Here is a 20,286-nt window from a genome sequence, read left to right as displayed (position 1 = left end):
GGGGGGTTGTGGGGTACGGGCGCAGCCTCGTGGTCCTGACCCTGCGAGACGCTTCGCGCCGGCCCCTCACCCCAACCCCTCTCCCGGGGGGAGAGGGGCTCTAGCGCTTTCCTTCTCCCCTTGGGAGAAGGTGCCCCGAAGGGGCGGATGAGGGTGCGGGCGCAGCCTCGTGCGTCCTGACGCTGCGAGACGCTTCGCGCCGGACCCTCACCCCAACCCCTCTCCCGGGGGGAGAGGGGCTTTGGCACTTCCCTTCTCCCTCCGGGAGAAGGTGCCCCGAAGGGGCGGATGAGGGTACGTGCGCAGCCTCGTGCGTCCTGACCCTGCGAGACGCTTCGCGCCGGACCCTCACCCTAACCCCTCTCCCGGGGGGAGAGGGGCTCTAGCGCTTTCCTTCTCCCTCCGGGAGAAGGTGCCCCGAAGGGGCGGATGAGGGTGCGGGCGCAGCCTCGTGTGTCCTGGCGCTGTGAGACGCTTCGCGCCGAACCCTCACCCCAACCCCTCTCCCGATGGGAGAGGGGCTAAATCGCAGGCCGCCTACAGCAGCGACTTGAGCCGGTACAGCGCTTCCAGCGCCTGCTTGGGCGTGAGTTCGTCCGGATCCAGTGCGGCCAGCGCCTCCTGCGCAGCCGACGGCGTGGCCGCGAACAGGCCGAACTGCTGCGGGGCGTCCAAGGCCTGCGGCGCCATCTGCGAGGCGTGGCTCTCGCCGCCGCGTTGTTCCAGTTCCGCCAGGCGTCGCCGCGCCTGCGCCACGGTGGCCTTGGGCAGGCCGGCCAGCGCCGCCACCTGCAGGCCGAAGCTGCGGTTGGCCGGGCCGTCCTTGACCGCATGCATGAACACCAGGCGGTCGCCGTGTTCGACCGCGTCCAGGTGCACGTTGGCGATGCCGCTGGCGCCGCCTTCGACCGATTCGTCGGCCAGCGCGGTCAGCTCGAAATAGTGCGTGGCGAACAGCGTGTAGCAGCGGTTGTGGTGGGCGAGATGGCGCGCCACCGCGTCGGCCAGCGCCAGGCCGTCGTAGGTGGAGGTGCCGCGGCCGATCTCGTCCATCAGCACCAGCGACTGCGCGGTGGCGTGGTGCAGGATGTAGCTGGTCTCGGCCATTTCGACCATGAAGGTGGACTGGCCGCGGGCCAGGTCGTCGCCGGCGCCGATGCGGGTGAGGATGCGGTCGATCGGGCCGATCACCGCACGCCGCGCCGGCACGTAGCTGCCGATGTGCGCGAGCAGCACGATCAGCGCGTTCTGGCGCATGTAGGTCGATTTACCGCCCATGTTCGGGCCGGTGATCACCAGCATGCGGCGGTCGGGGTGCAGGTCCAGGTCGTTCGGTTCGAACGGCTGCTCGCGCACCGCTTCCACCACCGGGTGGCGGCCGCGTTCGATGCGCAGGCACGCACCGGTCTCCAGTTCCGGCTGGGTCCAGTCCAGCGCCTGCGCGCGTTCGGCGAAGCCGGCCAGCACGTCCAGTTCGCTGAGCGCGGCGGCGGCGCGCTTGAGCGGCTCCAGGCGCTCCCCCAGCGTGTCCAGCAACCCTTCGTAGAGCAGCTTCTCGCGCGACAACGCGCGCTCGCGCGCCGACAGCACCTTGTCCTCGAAGTTCTTCAGTTCCTCGGTGATGTAGCGTTCGGCGTTGGTCAGGGTCTGGCGCCGGCTGTAGTGCACCGGCGCCTTGTCGGCCTGGCCCTTGCTGATCTCGATGTAGTAACCGTGCACGCGGTTGTAGCCGACCTTCAGCGTGGCGATGCCGCTGTTGGCGCGTTCGCGCGCTTCCAGGTCGATCAGGAACTGGTCGGCGTTGGTGCTGAGCCGGCGCAGTTCGTCCAGTTCGGCGTCGTAGTCGGCAGCGATGACGCCGCCGTCGCTGAGCTTGAGCGGCGGCTGCTCGGCGATCGCCGACGCCAGCAGGTGCGCGATCTCGTCGTGCTGGCCCAGCTCCGCCGCCAGCGCGGCCAGCCGCGGCGAATCCAGCGGTGCCAGGACCGCGCGCACCTTCGGCAGCAGGCCCAGGCCGTCGCGCAGGGTGGAGAAGTCGCGCGGGCGCGCCGACCGCAGGGCAACGCGGGTGAGGATGCGTTCGACGTCGCCGAGCGCGCGGAACGCCTCGCGCAGGTCGGCGTCGGCGCCGCGGTCGATCAGCGTGCCGACCGCGTGGTGGCGCTGCACCAGCACCTCGCGCAGGCGCAGCGGGCGGTGCAGCCAGCGCCGCAGCAGGCGCCCGCCCATCGGCGTGACCGTGCTGTCGAGCACGCCGAGCAGAGTGTTGCGGGTGTCGCCATCGACGCGCGTGTCCAGCTCCAGGTGGCGGCGGGTGGCCGCGTTCATCGCGATCGCCTCGCCGGCGGTCTCCATCGCGATCGCGGTCAGGTGCGGCAGGCGCTGCTTCTGGGTTTCCTCCACGTAGCCGAGCAGGGCGCCGGCGGCCGCGGTGGCGCGCGGCTTGTCGTCGATGCCGAAGCCGCTCAGATCGTGCAACTGGAAGAACGCCAGCAACTGGCGGCGGCCGCTGTCGGCATCGAACAGCCACGGCGGCCGGCGGCGCACGCCGCGGCGCTCGCGCAGGAATTCCGGCCACTGGTCCTCGTCGGGCACCAGTAGTTCGGCCGGCTCCAGCCGCGCCAGTTCCGCCTCCAGCGCGTCCTCGCTGTCGACCTCGTTGACCAGGAAGCGGCCGCCGGCCAGGTCGGCCCAGGCCAGGCCGTAGCCGTGCTTGTTGCGTGCGATCGCCATCAGCAAGGTGTCGCGGCGCTCGTCCAGCAAGGCCTCGTCGGTCACCGTGCCGGGGGTGACGATGCGCACCACCTTGCGCTCGACCAAGCCTTTGGCAAGCGCCGGATCGCCGATCTGCTCGCAGATCGCCACCGATTCGCCCAGCGCCACCAGCCGCGCCAGATAGCCCTCGTAGGCATGCACCGGCACCCCGGCCATCGGGATTGGCGCACCGCCGGAACTGCCGCGCTGGGTCAGGGTGATGTCCAGCAGCCGCGCGGCCTTGCGCGCGTCGTCGTAGAACAGTTCGTAGAAATCGCCCATGCGGAAGAACAGCAGCAGGTCCGGGTACTCGGACTTTGCGGCGAAGAACTGTTTCATCAGCGGGGTGTGCTCCGCTGCGCTTCCAGGAACGTGGGTCTTTTCTCGATTCTGCATCTGATTCAGTGACTTAATGAGTTTCGGGGTGACTGTCTGTGGACAAGTATGGACGGGTGTCGGCAGCAAATGACAGCGCGGCGCGGCGCCAGCCCGGTGCGTGGTTCGATGCGCCACCTGCCGATCCACGGTGCAATGTCGGGGCCGCACCGTTTCCACGGGCAACGGCAGGAAGGCCAAGCGCGAGACAGCGAATGTCCGATGCGCACGCAGCACGTGCAATGCCGAGTCCGTAGCCACTGCGTGCGAGTCGTCTCGGTGCCAGTTGCCATTGTCCGTAAAAAAGTGGACCGGCGACAGCACGCAGTGCAATTCCCGAGCATGCGGCGGAGGATCGGCCACACGGTGACGTTGTGCCCTTTGAATGCCCGTGTGTCGTTTCGGGCAGGACTGTTTCGCCGTTGGAAAAGCTAAGATCCGGGCTTGTGTAGAGCCGGAGGCGTCCATGATCGATCGTCGTACCTTTCTTGCCACGGGTGTCGTGGCCGTCGCCGCGGGCTTCAGCGCATCCGCCGCCCAGATCGTGGCCGCACCGCGTCCGAAAGGGCCGGCACCGTGGGGCGCCGTGCCAAGCGCGCGGCAGCTGCGGTGGCACCGGTGGGAGCAATACGCCTTCGTGCATTTTGCGATGAACACCTTCACCGACAAGGAATGGGGTTACGGCGACGAAGATCCGCGCAGATTCGATCCCAGCGATTTCTCCGCCGATCAGATCGTCGCTGCGGCCAAGGCCGGCAACCTCAAAGGGATCATCTTCACCGCCAAGCACCACGATGGCTTCTGCCTGTGGCCGACGCGCCTGACCGAGCATTGCATTCGCAATTCGCCCTACAAGAACGGCAAGGGCGACATCGTCGGCGAAATGGCCGCGGCGTGCCGGCGTGCCGGCCTGGCCTTCGGCATCTATCTCTCGCCCTGGGATCGCAACCACGCCGAGTATGGCCGCCCCGGCTATCTCGACTATTTCCGCAAGCAGATCGTCGAGCTGTGCACGGGTTATGGCGACCTGTTCGAGTTCTGGTTCGACGGCGCCAACGGTGGCGACGGTTACTACGGTGGAGCGCGCGAAACCCGCAAGATCGATGCCCCCGCCTACTACAACTGGCCGCGGATGATCGAGCTGGTCCACCAACACCAGCCGATGGCCTGCACCTTCGACCCGCTGGGCGCAGATATCCGTTGGGTCGGCAACGAAGAGGGCGTGGCCGGCGATCCGTGCTGGCCGACCATGCCCAATGCGCCTTACACGCAGGAAAACGGCAATGCCGGCGTGCGAGGCGGGGCGCTGTGGTGGCCTGCGGAAACCAACACCTCGATCCGCCCGGGCTGGTTCTACCATGCCGACGAAGACGGCAAGGTGCGCAGCCCGGAGAATCTTGTGCGCTACTTCGATACCTCGGTCGCGCGCGGCACCAACATGAACCTCAATCTTCCGCCGGACCGACGCGGCCGCATCGCCGACCATGACGTCGCGGTGTTAAAGAGCTTCGGCGACGCGATCCGCGCCAGCTTCGCCATCGATCTGGCCAAGGGCGCCAAGGCCAGCGCCAGCGCGTCGCGCGGTCCCGGGTTCGAGCCGGAGCGTGTGCTCGACCGCCAGCCGGACAGCTACTGGTCCACGCCGGACGACGTCACCACGCCGACGCTGACGTTGGAACTGTCGGCGGCGCAGAGCTTCGACCTGATCCGGCTGCGCGAATACCTGCCGCTGGGCGTGCGCGTCACCCGCTTCGCGATCGACGCCGAGGTGGACGGGCAATGGCAGCGCTTGGCCGAAGCGCAATGCATCGGCGCGCAGCGGATCCTGCGGCTCGATCGTCCGATTGCCGCGCGCCGTGTGCGCCTGCGTGTGCTCGAGGCGCCGGTCTGTCCGGCGATCAGCGAATTCGCGCTGTTTCGCGCGGTGGCGCCCGTTGCGGTCGCGCGGCCCACGACGAACGCGCCGGACGTGCTGTCCACCGCGGGTTGGCGCATCGTTGCGGCCAGTGCGCCGGGAGCGGAGAAGTTGCTCGACGACGATGCCGGCACGATCTGGGTCGTGCCCGCTCCCACGCCGGACCATCCCGTGCAGGTGACCATCGACCTCGGTGCGCAGCGCCAGGTCGCCGGCTTCAGCCTCACCCCCTCGCGCACGGTGATGAACGGTGCGGCGCCGCCGAAGGGCTATCGCGCCGAAAGCAGCGAGGATGGCCAGCACTGGCAGCCGGCCGGTGGCGGCGAGTTGTCCAATATCGCCTACGCGCTCTCGACCCAGCGGCTGAATTTCCCCGAGGTGCGGCAGATCCGTTACCTGCGGCTGTCGTTCGCCGAAACGGCGCTGCCCGCCGAGCGGCTGGCGATCGCCGGGATCGGTGCCTTCTCGCGCTTGCGGTGAGGGCTGGCGCTCCCTCGCCGCGATGCGCGGTGGGGGAGCGCGCATCGCCGGGGCGATGCAGCGTCGTGGCTGCGGCGATGCTGGCGAGGCGTCGTAGATCGGCTTCGGAATGAAGCGTCAGTGGCTTCACGTCATTGTGTGTAGCGCGTGTGCCGACCACGGTTTGTGCGGGCGTAGCTAGCGCGCCAGCGCCGCGTAGGAGCACCGAGTCGGGAGCGCATGACGATGGCGCCGCGCAGCGCCTCGAAAGCGCGCGGCCGCCTCAGGCGACGAACGGCCGCGGCTTGGTACGCACACTCTTCAGCGCCAGCCGCGCAGGCGCCAATCCGGGCGCGGTCGCTTCCAGTGTCAGCGTGCCGGCATCGCGCGTGGTCTGCAGCAAGGCCATGCACAGACCGTTGAAGGCGCGGCGCTGGTCGGCCTTGTCGGGTTCGTGGCTGGACGGGTCGCCGTTGCCCACGCCGATCAGGCGGCCGGGGCCGCGGACGGCGAAGCGCACGGCGTCGCTGGCGGTGGGCACGACGCGGCCCTTGGCGTCGACGATCTCCACCGCGACCACGGCCACGTCCTCGGCGTCGGCCAGCAGATTCGCCCGTTCGCAGCGCAGGCGCACCGCGGCCGGGGCGCCCACGGTCTCGCGGAGCTGCGTCAGCACCTGTTTGCCGCCGCGGTAGCCGCGCGCTTCGATGCGGCCGGGTGCGTAGCGCACGCGCCACTCGACATGGCCGTAGGCCGGCACCTGCTGCAGGCCCTGGCTGACGCCATTGACCAGCAGTTCCACCGCGTCCAGGTTGCTGTGGCACCACACGTCGACCATGCCATTGTCGCGCTCGTCCAGCAGGCCGTCCCAGTTCCAGTGCGGGAACAGGTGCAGCACCGGCGCGGTGGTCCATTGCCCGCGGTAGTACCAGTAGTTGTCCTTGGGAAAGCCGCAACTGTCGAGGATGCCGAACTGCGAGGCCACGTTCGGCCAGCGGTTGTACGGGGTCGGCTCGCCGCGGTAGTCGAAGCCGGTCCAGACGAAGCCGCCAGCGATGTATGGGCGCTGCGCGACGTAGCTCCACCAGGCTTCGGCGCTGCTGGCCCACCAGGGGTAGTCGAGGTCGTAGGCGCGGGCATAGCCGCGCACGTCGTCGGTGCGGTAGTTGCCGCGCACGCCGACGGTGCTGCCGGTCTCGCTGCCGTAGACCGGGATCTGCGGATGGCGCGCATGGAAGGCGTCCATCTGCGTGGTGCGGTAGTTGAAGCCGACCACGTCCACGACCTGGCCGACGCCGTCGTCGAAGCCCTTGTCCATGGCGAAGGTGGTGGGGCGGCTCGGGTCCAGGCGCCGCACCAGGCGCTGCATGCGCGCGACGATGCGTGCGCCGCGCGCGGTGACCATCTGCGGCTCTTCGTTGCCCAGCGACCACAGCATCACGCAGGGATGGTTGCGGCCGCGCCGCACCATCGACGTGAGTTCGGCCATGGCCTCGTCGTCGGAGGACATGCGCCGGGTCTCGTCGATCAGCAGCAGGCCCAGCCGGTCGCACAGTTCCAGCACGGCGGGCGAGGCCGGGTTGTGCGCGCTGCGATAAGCGTTGCAGCCCATCGACTTGAGCTGGCGCAGGCGCCATTCGTGCAGGCGGTCGGGAATGGCGGTGCCGACGCCGGCATGGTCCTGGTGGTTGTTGGTGCCGTGCAGCTTGTAGGCCGCGCCATTGAGCAGCAGGCCGCGCTGCGGATCGAACTGCAGGCGGCGCACGCCGAAGTGGGTGGTGGTCGCGTCGCAGGTACGCCCGTCGCCGAGCAGGCGCGTGGACAGCGTGTAGCGTTGCGGGTTCTCCGGCGACCACGGCGCGGGCGTGCCCAGGTCCAGCGTCTGCTGCACGCGCTGCACCACGCCGGGCTCGACCGTGATCGGCGCGGAACTGGCCTGGGTGACGATGCGTCCGTCCGGCGCGCGGATCACCGAGACCACGCTGCACTGCCGCGGCGTCGCGCCGTGGTTGCCGAGTTCGGTCTCCACCAGCGCCTGTGCGTCGCCGCCGTCCCAGGCGCTGCGCACGTACACGCCGTCCATCGGCACGTGCAGTGCGTCGGTGGTGCGCAGCCAGACGTGGCGATAGATGCCGGCGCCTTCGTAGAACCAGCCTTCGCCGAGCGTGGCATCCACGCGCACGGCGATGATGTTTTTGGCGCCGTAGTCGAGCACGTCGCTGAGGTCGACCTCGAAGCCACAGTAGCCGCTGCCGTTGCGGCCGACGATGTGGCCGTTGCAGAACACGATGCAGTCGCGGAACACGCCGTCGAATTCCAGGCTGATGCGCTTGCCCAGGTCCTCTGCCGGAATCTCCAGCACGCGCCGGTACCAGCCGATGCTGGTCTGCGGATCGGTGCGGCCCAGCGGCTTGTAGCCGTGCGCGGCGGCCGGGTCTTCGCCGTTGACCAGGGTGGAGGTCGGATCCTGGCGCGGCGGCAGCGCCACCGCCCAGTCGTGCGGCAGGTCGATGCGCTCCCAATCGCTGTCGTCGAAGCCGAGCAGGGCCGCATCGGCGGTGTCCTTGCCGGCCTTGGCGTAGGTGCGCTGGAAGGTGCCGAAATTGAAGTCGCGCGCCGGATCGTCGGCGTGGCCGAGATGGAAACGCCAGCCGCCGTCGCACAGCAGACGCTGGCGCGGGGCATCGTCGTCCAGATCCAGCGCGAGCGGCGCACTGGCATTGCTGCCGGTGGGCGTGGCGGCCAGCGCGGCCGGCGCCAGCGCCGCGGCGGCACCGGGCACCGCCACCTGCACGCCGCCGGCGACCAGCGAGCGCAGCAGGTCGCGGCGGCTCAGTTCGATCATGGCTGCGCGTCCTGCGCCGGCGCGGCACCCTTGCCGGTCGTCGTGGCCGGCGCCGGGCGGTAGGCGTGCTGCATGAAGCCGATGCCGGGCAGCAGTTCGTTGGCGTGGCGGAAATCGAAGAAGCTGGCGTTCTCCCACGAGGAGCCGACGCCCCAGCGGGTCTTGCAGGTGTTGCTGGTCCAGGCCGGCTCCCAGTACACGACGCCGCTGCCGCCGTTGTCGACCACCAGTTGGGTGAGGTCGACCAGGTAGTTCAACTGGCCCTGCGGGGTGGCCGGGTAGCCCTTGATCAGCGAGTCGGCGCCGAGCAGGTTGGGCGAGGGGTCGCCGCTTTCCAGCGTCCACGGATAGGCGGTCTCCACCACCATCACTTCGGCCGGATAGCGCTGGCGCAGGCGCTTGATGGTGGCGCCGAGCTGGTCCATGGTCTCGCGCGACCACTTGCGGTAGTAGCTGATGCCGATGAAGTCGAAGTCGCGCACGCCGGCCTTGGCGGCGTCGGCGAACCACGGCTCCACGTTCTCCGGCTGGGCGATATGCAGCATCACCTTGGGCTTGATCGTCGAGCGGGCGCCGGCGTCGCGCACCGCCTTGATGCCGGCGTTGAACAGCTTGGCGTTGCGGGTCCAGTCGATCGGCCGGCGCTTGTCCCAGGGCTGGCTGTCCATCAGGTCGGAATTGCTTTCGTTGCCCACTTGCACCAGTTCCGGCATCAGCCCGGCGCGGTCCAGCGCGCTGAGCGTGTCGTAGGTGAAGCCGTACAGCGTGCGCGCCAGTTCGTCCTGGTCGGTGATGCTGGCCCAGGCCTTGGGAATCAGTTGCTTCTCGCCGTCGGCCCAGTCGTCGGAGTAGTGGAAGTCCAGCAGCACCTGCATGCCCTGCGCGCGCGCGCGGCGGATGGTCTTCTTGACGTCGCTCAGGTCGCTGTAGCGGGTCCAGCGCGCATCGTTCCACAGGCGCACGCGCACCAGGTTGGCGCCGTGCGCGTGGAACAGCTCGAACGGGTCGCGCAGCGCGCCGTGGTCGCGGTACTGCACGCCGCAATCCTCCATCTCGTTGACGTAGGACAGGTCGGCGCCGAGGTACAGCGTGCCGGCGCCGGCCAGGGGCGCGGCGAGGGCGGTGGCGAGGGCCAGCGCGAGCGCCGGCAGCCAGGTGCGTCTGGATCGCATGCGGGTCTCCACCGGCTCAGAACGTGTAGGTCGCTTCCAGGGCGAAGCGGCGGCCGAATAGCTGGTAGCCGCCATCGTCCTGGTTGGCGAGCCGGTTGCGCTTGTTGTCGCTGTAGGCGCGCAGCGGTTCGTTGGTCAGGTTGCCGACCTGGAACTTGAAGCCCAGGTGCTCGCTGTAGCGCCACGCCAGGCTCAGGTCCACCGTGCCTTCGCTCTCCAGTCGCGCCAGCCGCGCCGCGTTCCAGCCGTACACCACGGTGTAGGGGCTGTGGTACTTGTAGCCGATCCGCGCTTCGAACTTGCTGTTGTTGTACCAGAGGTCCAGCGTGCCGGTGTTGCGCGCCAGGCCGCTGAGCGGCAGCGGATTGTCCGCCGGCGAGAACTCGTGCAGGTTGGATTCCACGTACGAGTAGTTCGAGTAGATGCCGAAGTTCTCCATGTGCGGGATGAAGAAGAACGGGGTCTGGAAGGTCAGCTCGGCACCGTTGATGTAGCCGCCGCCGCCGTTGAACGGACCGCTGATCAGGTAGTCGCGGCCGTCGATGGTCTCGTGCTGGGTCTTGTAGCCGATGCTCGAATCCACCCACTTGCGGTACAGCGCCAGCGCCGCCAGCGCTTCCTTGTGGAAGTACCACTCGTAGGACAGGTCGAGCTGGGTGGCGCGGAACGGATTGAGCTGCGGGTTGCCGCCGCTGCCGGTGAGCTGGCCGACGGTGGTGTTGGGATCGTCGAGCGCGCGCCCGGTGCGCAGTTCGTCCAGCGGCGGCCGCGCCATCACCTTGGCCACCGACACGCGCAGGATGCGCTCGGGATCGATCAGGAAGTTGACCGTGGCGCTGGGCAGCACGTCGGTGTAGGTCTTGCCGGCGCTGCTCGGCTGCACCACGCCGCCGACGGTGTCGTAGCCATGGCTGTCGGTGTCGGTGTGGACCACGCGCACGCCGGCGTTGCCGGTGACGTCCACGCCGAACCACTGCGAACTGAACACCGCCTTGGCGAAGGCCTCGCGCACGTTTTCCTCGACGTTCCAGTGATCCAGGCGCTGCTCGGCGGCCAGGCTGGGATCGAAACCGCCGAAGCCGAGCTTGGCGATCGCGTCCAGGTCGCCGCCGGTCAGGGTCGGCACGTTCAGGTCCGGCATCGTCACCGGGTAGATCAGGTCCTGGTAGGCCGAGATCGGCTGGCTGTAGCCGGACTGGAAGCTGGTGAAGTGGCGGTTCTGCTTCTCGCGGCGTGACGCGCGGGCGCCGAATTCCAGCGCGGTGACCGGCGAATCCTCGATCGCGCGACTCGCGCTCAGCGCCAGCGCGGCAATGCGGTCGCGCAGCGCCTGCGGCTCGGTCTGGCCGCTGATGCCCCATTCCGGCGCGTCGGAACTGGTGCTGATGGTGGGGGTGACGCCATGGCGGAAGTCGAACGACACCGTGTCCGGGTTGCTGCCGAAGCGCACCGCGCGCCAGTCGTTGTCGCGCTTGGCCTGCGAGAACGACAGGTCGCTGCCCAGCGTCCACACGTCGCCGCTCCACTTGGCGTTGAGGCCGCCGGCCGCCAGCGTCTTGACCTCGTTGTAGTTGGCGATGACGTGGTCCACCTGGAGGTTGGAATTGGCCAGGGTGCCGGCGACCACGTCGCCATCGACGATGGTGTAGGACGAACCCGGGGTGGTGTACGGATTGCTGGCCGAGTAGATGCTGTAGCCGAGGTTGTTGAACCAGTTCTGGCGCTGGTCCTCGTCGATGCGGATGCGCGAGTACAGGCCGTCGAGCTTGAGTTCCAGGTTGCCCGAGCGCCACTGCACGGTGCCCATGGCGCCGGTGCGGGTCTGCTCGGTCAGCTTGAGCTGGTCGGCCGCGCCCCAGGGGGTGTAGTCGACCTTGCCGTCGCCATCCACATCGCGCGCGTTGCTGGCGTCGGTGTAGCCCCAGCTGCCGATCGAGACGCCGGCGTTCTTCTGCTTCTGGTAGGTGGCGCCGAGCGCGACCGCCAGGTTGTCGTTGATGCGGTGGATCCAGCTCGCGCCCAGGCGCTGGCCCCACGGCGAGTAGTCGCGCGCGTCCTTGGCCTCGTCGTAGTAGACCGGGCCGGCGGTGGCGACGAAGGTCGGGCCGGTGTGGTCGAGCGGGTTGATCGTGGAGATGTCCACGGTGGCGGCGATGCCGCCGGCGATCAGGTCCGCCGACGGGGTCTTGTAGACCTTGACGGTGGAGACGATCTCGGTGGGGAACACTTCCCAGCGCACCGCGCGGTTGGGTTCGGAGGAGGCGATCTCACGGCCGTTGACGGTGCCCATGGTCATGCGCGGGCCCAGGCCGCGCACGGTGGCCAGGCTTTCGTTGCCGCGGTCGCGGGTGCCGTTGACGCCGGGCAGGCGCACCAGCGCCTCGGCCACGGTGACGTTGGGCATCTGCCCCATGTTGTCGGCGGAGATGACTTCCACCACGTGGTCGTCGAGCTGCTTGGCCTGCACCGCCTGTTCCAGGCTGGCGCGCTGGCCGACCACCATCACGTTGTCCAGGGTGACCGGCTGCTGGCCGGTCTTGGCGTCGGTCGTGGCATCGGGCTTGGCGGGTGGCGTGGCCGCGGGATCGGCGCTGGTGCTCTGCGCGTGCGCGGCGAAGCTGCCGGACAGGGCCAGGACGATGGCCGCGCCCAGCAGGGTGCGGGCGGCAGGGCGGTGCGCGCGCCGGCCGAGCGGGCGACGGGACTGTTCCAAAGGCATTTTTGTTCCCTCCCAGGACAAAAAGTGACCGAGCAAGTTGGCGTGGGCCGGAGGCGTCCGGCCCGGGAGGCATCGGCAGGGCGCCGTGCATGTCTGCGGGCTGTCCCGATCGCTGTCCTCGATGGCGTATCCGTCGACACGGCAGGGCATGCGCGGCATGTCCGGCGGCGGCGCCGTGGACATCCCCTTTCCGCTGCCCTGGCGCGCGAGAGACCGGGAGCGAGGATAGAAGCGACAGGCATTCCATTCCAATGAAGCATTTGCCGAGGGCTATCTCGTTTTGGAATGGATGTCGCGCGGCGCGTCTCGCTCCTCGCCACGCCACGCCACGCTCAGGTCGTGGTGGGCTGCGCCTGCAAGTCGAGCAGGGCGGCGGCCGCCGCGCCCAGGCCGCGTTCGCGGTGGCGCAGGACATGGAAGGTGCGTTCGGCCAGCGTCACCTCGATGCCCTGCAGGCGGCCGCTCTCCAGCCACGGCGCCGCGGCCAGTTGCGAGATCGCCGCCAGGCTGCGCCCGGCCTGGACCGCCGACAGCACCGCTTCGTTGGAGGGCAGGGACAGGGCCACGCGCAGGCGTTCCGGGGCGATGCCGGCATCGCGCAGCGCCGCCTCGAACGCCGAGCGCGTGCCCGAGCCAGGCTCGCGCATGATCCAGGTGCTGTCGGCGACCAGTCGCGCCAGCCTGGGGCGGCGGCGCCCGGCCAGCGGGTGGTCCGGTGCGGCCACCACGCGCAGCCGGTCGTGGTCCAGCGCCGAACTCAGCAGTTCAGGGGCCTGCACGCGGCCCTCGACGAAGCCCAGTTCGGCGCGTCCCTCGCGCACCGCGCGTGCCACGCTGTCGGTGTTGCCCACGCTCAGGCGGATCTCGATCTGCGGATAGCGCGCATGGAAGGCCATCAGCCGGGTCGGCAGCCAATAGCTGGCCACGGTCTGGCTGGCGTGCAGGTCGAGGGTGCCGCGCAGCACGCCGCGCCACTCGCTCAGCGCCAGTTCGGCCGCGCGGCTGCGCGCCAGGATCGCCTTGGCGTCCTCGCAGAACGCCGCACCGGCCGCGGTCAGCACCAGGCCGCGGCCGACCCGGTCGAACAGCGCTACCCCGTATTGCTGCTCCAACGCCTTGATCGCGGCACTGGCGGCCGACGGCGTGCGGTGCGCGGCCTGTGCACCCTGGGTCAGGTGCTGGCGCTCGGCCACCGCCACGAACAGGGCAAGTTGTTCCAGGGTCATGGGGGAGACCGTTCGGATAGACAGAATGAAGTGTGCGCAATTATGCGATGGATCGGAACGGTTCGCGGGCGCAGCCTGTCGCCACTTCGCTCCGGATCGCGCCCATGCACGTATCACTGCACCGACCTTCGGCCTTGCTGCCCGGGCTGGCCCTGGCCATCGGCGTGGCGGCCTTGGCCTGGCTGGCCGAGCGCGCGCAACTGCAGTGGCTGGGCCGGCGCTGGATCGACGCGCTGGTATTCGCGATCGTGCTCGGCACCTTGCTGCCCACGGCGTGGCGCCTGCCGCCGTCCACGCACGCCGGCATCGCCTTCGCCGCCAAGCTGCCGCTGGAGCTGGCCATCGTGCTGCTCGGCGCCTCGGTCGGGATCGGCGCCATCGGCGCTGCCGGCGGCCTGTTGCTGGGCGCCATCGCCGCGGTGGTGCTGCTGGCGATCGCCATCGGCTACGGCATCGGTCGCGCGCTGGGCCTGCCGTCGCAGCTGGCCACGCTGGTCGCCTGCGGCAATGCGATCTGCGGCAATTCGGCGATCGTGGCGGCGGCGCCGGTGATCGACGCCGACTCCGAGGATGTCGCTGCAGCGATCGCCTTCACCGCTGCGCTGGGCGTGCTGGTGGTGTTGCTGTTGCCGCTGGCGGTGCCCGTGCTGGGCCTGGATCAGCGCCACTACGGCATCCTCGCCGGCCTGACCGTGTACGCGGTGCCGCAGGTGCTGGCGGCGACCGTGCCGGTGGGCGCGCTGAGCGCGCAGGTCGGTGCGCTGGTCAAGCTGATGCGGGTGCTGATGCTCGGGCCGGTGATGCTGCTGCTGGGGCTGGTGCGTGGTGGATCATCAACACAGCGGCGCCCGACGCACGCGCTGGTGCCGTGGTTCGTGTTCGGCTTCGTCGGCATGATGGGCCTGCGCGCGCTGGGCGTGCTACCGGCGTCGCTCATCGAAGCGGCGCAGTCGCTGTCGCTGCTGTTCACCCTGGTGGCGATGGCCGCGTTGGGACTGTCGGTGAATCTGCGCACGGTGCTTGCGTCCGGCGGCCGCGTCTTGGCGGCCGGCACGCTCTCGCTGCTGGCACTGGCCAGCCTCAGCGTATTGCTGCTGCGCTGGTTGCCGTAGGCGTGGGCGCCGCAGTCCGCGTGCATCTGCAGCATTTCGCATCGCCTGCACCCACGTTCAACCAAGCGCTCACGAAAGGCCGCGGAGCATGGCGATACCTGTCATGCAAAGGAGATTGTCATGCGTCATTCCCGTTCCGCTTTCTCTCTGGCGCTGATGTCGGTTCTCGGCGTCGGCCTTGCGCATGCGCAGACCGATACGTCCGGCCAGGCCGGCAGTCCCGATCCCGGCGCGATGCACCAGCAAGCGCCGTCGACGTCTGCCGCGCAGACGTCGACCGGCATGCAGGGCGCGCAAGGCGCGCGCGCGTCCGCGCTCGACGAAAAGCAGGCGCTTGGCGTGCTGTCGGCGATCAACACCAGCGAGATCAACGCCGGCAACCTGGCCTTGCAGAAGCAGGTCAAGGGCCCGGTGCGCGACTACGCCATGCAGATGGTCAAGGAGCACTCGGACAACAACGCCAAGATCGCGCCGTGGGGGCCTGATGCGAAAGCCGCGCCGGCGCAGCAGCAGATGCAGCAGGCCAAGGCGGAGGCCGGCAAGCTGCAGGCCCTGGACGGCGACCGCTTCGAACAGGCCTATGTCATGGCGATGGTCAAGGATCACCAGGCCGCGCTGCAGATGCTCGACAGCACCCTGATCCCCGTCGCGAAGACCCCGGACGTGGCCGCGCATCTGCGCACCACGCGCGCCCACGTGGCCGAGCACCTGGCCAAGGCGCAGCAGTTGCGGAGCGCCGGCGCGCCATCGGCGGCGCCGGCCCGTTGAGCGTCGTGCGGGTCTCGGCCGCCATGCCGAGATCCGCGCTTTCGTGCGTCGCGCCTCTTCCTTGGCCAGCGTGTGGCAGGTCGCGCCGCGACCAGACTTGCTGAGCCCGGCATCTGGTGTGCCTGGTTGCCGTGTCTGCTTGCGGTCCATCGGCTGCACAAGAGCACAAGAGCGCGTGCCGCTGTCCAAAGGTATGGCTGTCGAACGGTGTAATAGTCTCCGCGCAGACGGCGGCCTAAGGTAGCGGCCATCTTCCTCCGCATCGTCGGGTCGCCCCATGGGCCACGATCACAGCCACGCCCCTACCGAAATCCGCCACGAGCGCCCTCTGTGGTGGGCCCTCGGCCTCACCGCGCTGTTCCTGGTGGTGGAGGTCGCCGGCGCCTTCCTCACCAACAGCCTGGCGCTGCTGTCCGACGCCGCGCACATGGCCACCGATACGCTGGCGCTGATGATCGCGCTGATCGCGGTGCGGCTGAGCCGGCGCCCGCCCGATGCCAAGCGCAGCTACGGCTACGCGCGGCTGGAGGCGCTGGGCGCGCTGGTCAATGGCGCGCTGCTGTTCGTGGTCGCCGGCTACATCCTGTGGGAGGCGGTGCAGCGCTTCCGCCAGCCGCAGGAGATCGCCACCGTCGGCATGCTCGGCATCGCCGCGTTCGGCCTGCTGATCAACCTGATCTCGATGCGCCTGCTCAAGGCCGGCAGCGGCGAGAGCCTCAACATGAAGGGCGCCTACCTGGAAGTGTGGAGCGACATGCTCGGCTCGGTCGCGGTGATCGTCGGCGCGCTGGCGATCCGCGTCACCGGCTGGAAGCTGATCGATCCGATCCTGGCGGTGCTGATCGGCCTGTGGGTGTTGCCGCGGACCTGGGTGTTGCTGCGCGAAGCGGTCAACGTGCTGCTGGAGGGCGTGCCCAAGGGCGTGGACCTGGATGCGGTGCGCGGCTACCTGCAGGCCGCGCCCGGCGTGGCCAGCGTGCACGACCTGCACGTGTGGGCGCTGGCCTCCAGCACCCCGGCGCTGACCGCGCACGTGGTGGTGGCCGAGGGCGGCGATGCCGATGCAGTGCGCGCCGCGCTATGCGATGGCCTGCATGCGCAGTTCGACATCGACCACATCACCTTGCAGATGGAAGCCGGCCATTGCGGCGCCACGCCGTGCGGCGCGCCGGCGGCGGGCGAGGGTGGTGGGCACGGCCATCACGGGCATGGTCATGACGATCATGCTCATGGGCATCGCGCACATGGGCATGCGCACGGGCACTCGCATCCGTAATTGGCGCTGCTGCGCGATGACGTGCGTGCAGGCGCAGCGTGCGTCTTTCGTTGGGAGTTGGTCGCCTGCGTTTACCGGGAATGCCGGTCGCGGCTGAAGCCGCTCCTGCAAGTCCTACAGGGGTGTCCGCCTCGACGGCTGCGCTTCACCCGGCGCCATGAGCCGCTTTCGTAGCAGCGGCTTCAGCCGCGACGAGCTTTCCCAATATCGCCTGTCGCGGTTGAAACCGCTCCTACATGGAATCGCCTGAGCGCCTCAGACCACCGGTTCGCGCAACGCCGGCGACTCCCAACCCGGACGCGGGGCGAAACGCTCGCCGTAGCGCGTGTGCAGGGCGCGCAGGCGCGCCAGCAGGACATCGGCGCCGGCGGCGCGGATGTACTGGATCGGGCCGCCGCGGAACGGGGCGAAGCCGGTGCCGAAGATCACGCCGGCATCGAGCAGGTCGGCATCGGCGACCACGCCCTCGTGCAGGCAGGCCACCGCTTCGTTGAGCAGCGGCAGGATCAGGCGGTCTTCCAGGTCGTCCGGCGCGCGGTAGTCCTTCGGCAGTTCGGGCTTCTTGGCGCGGCCGTTCTCCCACGCGTACAGGCCCTGACCGTCCTTCTTGCCGCGCTTGCCCGGCTCCACCGTCTGCAGTGCCGCCGGAATCGGCAGGCCCAGGAACGGTGCCAGTTCGGCGCCCACGCCCGCGGCCACGTCCAGGCCCACGGTGTCGATCAGTTCGATCGGCCCCATCGGCATGCCGAACTTGACCGCGGCCTTGTCGATCGCCGGGCCGGGAATGCCTTCGGCATAGGCGGTGGCCGCTTCCAGCATGTACGGGAACAGCACGCGGTTGACCAGGAAGCCGGGCGTGCCGGCAACCGGCACCGGCAACTTGTCGATCGCCTTGCAGAAGGCGGCCAGCCGCTTCTGGTTCTCCGGCGCCAGGCCGTCGTGACAGACGATCTCCACCAGCGGCATCTGCGCGACCGGGTTGAAGTAGTGCAGGCCGCCGAACTGCGCCGGGCGCTGGATGTGCTCGCGCAGTTCGGTCAGCGGGATCGAGGAGGTGTTGGTGCTGAGCAGCGCATTCGGCTGCATGCGCGGTTCCAGCGACTGGTACAGCTCGCGCTTGGCCTGCGGGTTCTCGATGATCGCCTCGATCACCAAGTCGGCGCTCGGCACGCCGTCGCCGGCCAGGTCGCCCTTCAGCCGTGCCGCCACCGCCGGGCGCTTGCTGTCGTCCTTGACCCGCTTGGCGAACAGGTCGCCGGCGCGGCTCAGCGCCCCGTCGATGAAGCGCTGCTCGCGGTCCTGCAGGGTCACCTCGAAGCCCTTGTAGGCCGACCAGGCGGCGATGTCGCCGCCCATCACCCCGGCGCCGACCACGTGCACGTGGCGGATGCCGTGCTCCTTCCCGCCCAGCGCCTTGAGCCGCTCGGTGAGGAAGAAGATGCGGATCAGGTTGCGCGCGGTCGGCGTGCTGGCCAGCTTGACCACCGCCTTGCGCTCGGCGTCCAGGCGCGCCTGGATGCCGCTGCCGCCGCTGCGTTCCCACACCCCGATCAGCGCGTACGGCGCCGGGTAGTGCTCCTTGCGCGCCTTGCGCGCCACCTGCTTGCGCATCTGCGGCGCCAGCAGCTTGCGCGCCGGCCAGGTATTGGTGGCCCAGGCGGTGGCGCGCTGCTTGAAGGGACGGGCGGTGCCGGACAGCGCCAGCGCCACCGCGGTATCGGTGAGCACGGCGGGCGCGGCGACCTTGTCGACCAGGCCCATCGCGCGTGCCGCCGAGGCCGACACGGTGCGCCCGGTGAGCATCAGGTCCATCGCCGCCGGCGCGCCGATCAGCCGCGGCAGGCGCGCGCTGCCGCCCCAGCCGGGGAAGATGCCGAGCTTGGTCTCGGGCAGGCCGATGCGGGTGGCCGCATCGCTGGAGGCGACGCGGTAGCGGCAGGCCAGGGCGATCTCGGTGCCGCCGCCCATGCAGAAGCCGTGGATCGCCGCGACCGTGGGGCAGGGCAGCTCGGCGAGTTTCTGGAACGTGGCCTGGCCGCGGCGGATGGCGTCGTTGACGGTGCCGCGGCGGTCGAATTCCTGGAATTCCTTGAGATCGGCGCCGGCGATGAAACCGTTGTCCTTGGCCGAGCGGATCACCACGCCCTTGGGCGGGTCGATGGCGATGCGCTCGAGCAGGTCGCCCAGCTCCAGCAGCACGTCCTGCGACAGCGCGTTGACGGGGGCGTCCTGGCGATCGAGGCTGAGCACGACCACGCCGTCCCCGCGGATGTCCGCCTGCCAGTGACTGAATCGGAGCCCGTCGAAGCCTGAAAGCATGGGGAGGACCATCCGCTTGTGTATGGAGAAGATCGTTATCATCCAGAGGTTGTTTCCGTCGCGTCAAATCCCAATGCAGGGGAATTGAGGCGCGTCCCGCGACCGCTGGCCTTGCGCCAGCCTAACGGAACGCCGGTTAACGTCGTGGGGCGGCGATCCGCTGAGGGGCGCTGAACTTTTTTCCGAATTGGCGGTCAGAGGGTCCGACGTAGGTTGGGCTGACAGGAGTGCGGCCCGCTATGGCCGATGTCGAAACACCCCAGGAGCTGGACCTGGAACTGGTCCGGCGTGTGCAGCGCGGCGAAAGCGCGGCGTTCGATGTGCTGGTGCGCAAGTACCAGCATCGGATCGTCGGCCTGATCGGGCGCTACATCGCCGACTGGAGCGAATGTCAGGACGTGGCCCAGGACACTTTCATCCGCGCCTACCGCGCGATCGGGAGTTTCCGCGGCGACGCCCAGTTCTCCACATGGTTGCACCGGATCGCCGTGAACACCGCCAAGAACTACCTGGTCGCGCACAACCGCAGGCCGCCCACCGACGATGTCGACGTGCTCGATGCCGAGCAGTTCGACAGCGGCACTCGGCTGCGCGACACCGACACGCCCGAGCGCGAGCTGATGCGCCAGGAACTGGAGCGCACGGTGATGAAGGCGGTCGACGCCTTGCCGGAAGAGTTGCGCACCGCCATCACCCTGCGCGAGGTGGAGGGCATGAGCTACGAGGACATCGCGCAGAAGATGGGCTGCCCGATCGGCACCGTGCGTTCGCGGATCTTCCGCGCCCGCGAGGCCATCGACGCCGAACTCCGTCCCCTGCTGGATACCGACAGCGCCACCCGTGAGCGACACCGCGTATGACCGATAGCACGCCCTTTCCCAAGCCAGTGCCGGCGCCCGACAGCGCAGCGCCGGACAAGTTCGAGCTGCACTACCGGCAGCAACTGTCCGCGCTGATCGACGGCGAACTGCCGGCCGACGAAGCGCGCTTCGTGCTGCGCCGGCTGCAGCACGACGAGGAATTGTCCGGCTGCCACGAGCGCTGGCAGCTGTGCGGCGACATCCTGCGCGGCCGCGTCAGCGTGCCGGCGCCCAGCGATTTCAGTGCCCGCGTGCGCCAGGCGGTGGCCGCCGAAGCGCAGCAGGCCGCGCGTGCCGAGGCGGCCAGCGCCACCGGCAAGCGCCGCAGCTGGCGCTGGGGCGGCAGTGCGGCCCTGGCCGCCTCGGTCGCGGTGCTCGCGCTGTTCGTGACCCAGCGCCTGCCGCAGACCCCCGAGGCGTTGCCGCCGGCGCAGGTCGCCGATGCCGCCGCGCCGACCCCAACGCCGGCCGCCGCCACGCCGCAGG

Annotated in this window: 12 protein-coding genes; 6 read left to right on the top strand and 6 right to left on the bottom strand. The window is 69.5% G+C overall.

Going from position 1 to position 20,286, the window contains the following annotated elements:
• Positions 1-537: 537 nt before the first annotated feature.
• Positions 538-3,150: a DNA mismatch repair protein MutS gene (gene mutS, locus J7357_RS17815; protein ID WP_150409265.1), complete on the bottom strand. Its 2,613-nt coding sequence runs from the start codon at positions 3,148-3,150 to the stop codon at positions 538-540.
• 445 nt (positions 3,151-3,595) lie between these two features.
• Between mutS and J7357_RS17810 the strand changes: the two genes are divergently transcribed.
• Entirely contained in the window at positions 3,596-5,524 is a 1,929-nt protein-coding gene (locus J7357_RS17810) for an alpha-L-fucosidase (RefSeq protein ID WP_209248519.1), read from the top strand.
• Between the two features lie 262 nt (positions 5,525-5,786).
• Here J7357_RS17810 and galA read toward each other — a convergent pair whose 3' ends face one another.
• The 4 genes from galA to J7357_RS17790 form a co-directional block, all read right to left on the bottom strand.
• Positions 5,787-8,348, bottom strand: a complete 2,562-nt coding sequence (gene galA, locus J7357_RS17805) for a beta-galactosidase GalA (protein WP_209248517.1) — start codon at positions 8,346-8,348, stop codon at positions 5,787-5,789.
• Positions 8,345-9,520: an arabinogalactan endo-1,4-beta-galactosidase gene (locus tag J7357_RS17800; RefSeq protein WP_209248515.1), complete on the bottom strand. Its 1,176-nt coding sequence runs from the start codon at positions 9,518-9,520 to the stop codon at positions 8,345-8,347. The genes galA and J7357_RS17800 overlap by 4 nt, the downstream gene beginning before the upstream one ends.
• Before the next feature lie 16 nt (positions 9,521-9,536).
• Entirely contained in the window at positions 9,537-12,239 is a 2,703-nt protein-coding gene (locus J7357_RS17795) for a TonB-dependent receptor (RefSeq protein ID WP_043092743.1), read from the bottom strand.
• A gap of 332 nt (positions 12,240-12,571) precedes the next feature.
• A complete protein-coding gene (locus J7357_RS17790; RefSeq protein ID WP_209248513.1) occupies positions 12,572-13,465 on the bottom strand; it encodes a LysR substrate-binding domain-containing protein in 894 nt (297 codons plus the stop codon).
• Positions 13,466-13,569: 104 nt separating this feature from the next.
• Between J7357_RS17790 and J7357_RS17785 the strand changes: the two genes are divergently transcribed.
• The 3 genes from J7357_RS17785 (at position 13,570) to J7357_RS17775 (ending at position 16,621) form a co-directional block, all read left to right on the top strand.
• The gene (locus J7357_RS17785; protein ID WP_244667636.1) at positions 13,570-14,577 is read left to right on the top strand and encodes a putative sulfate exporter family transporter; all 1,008 of its coding nucleotides are present in this window, start codon (positions 13,570-13,572) and stop codon (positions 14,575-14,577) included.
• A gap of 156 nt (positions 14,578-14,733) precedes the next feature.
• Entirely contained in the window at positions 14,734-15,345 is a 612-nt protein-coding gene (locus tag J7357_RS17780) for a DUF4142 domain-containing protein (protein ID WP_209248521.1), read from the top strand.
• A 277-nt stretch (positions 15,346-15,622) separates the two neighbouring features.
• Positions 15,623-16,621 (top strand): cation diffusion facilitator family transporter, encoded by a 999-nt coding sequence (locus J7357_RS17775; RefSeq protein ID WP_209248511.1) that lies wholly within the window; start codon positions 15,623-15,625, stop codon positions 16,619-16,621.
• A 255-nt stretch (positions 16,622-16,876) separates the two neighbouring features.
• Here the strand turns inward: J7357_RS17775 and J7357_RS17770 are convergent, their stop codons facing one another.
• Positions 16,877-18,940, bottom strand: coding sequence for a 3-hydroxyacyl-CoA dehydrogenase NAD-binding domain-containing protein (locus tag J7357_RS17770; protein WP_209248509.1), 2,064 nt, complete (start codon positions 18,938-18,940; stop codon positions 16,877-16,879).
• 239 nt (positions 18,941-19,179) lie between these two features.
• On the opposite strand from J7357_RS17770, the gene rpoE reads away from it, so the two are divergent.
• Both rpoE and J7357_RS17760 read left to right on the top strand, forming a co-directional pair.
• Positions 19,180-19,800, top strand: coding sequence for an RNA polymerase sigma factor RpoE (rpoE, locus tag J7357_RS17765; protein ID WP_010340494.1), 621 nt, complete (start codon positions 19,180-19,182; stop codon positions 19,798-19,800).
• On the top strand, positions 19,797-20,286 hold a 490-nt coding region (locus J7357_RS17760; RefSeq protein ID WP_209248507.1), incomplete at its 3' end, for a sigma-E factor negative regulatory protein. The genes rpoE and J7357_RS17760, both read left to right, overlap by 4 nt.

Source organism: Xanthomonas sp. D-109 (genome assembly GCF_017746095.1).
Taxonomy (GTDB): Bacteria; Pseudomonadota; Gammaproteobacteria; order Xanthomonadales; family Xanthomonadaceae; genus Xanthomonas_A; species Xanthomonas_A sacchari.
This window is presented reverse-complemented; position numbering and strand designations above follow the sequence as displayed.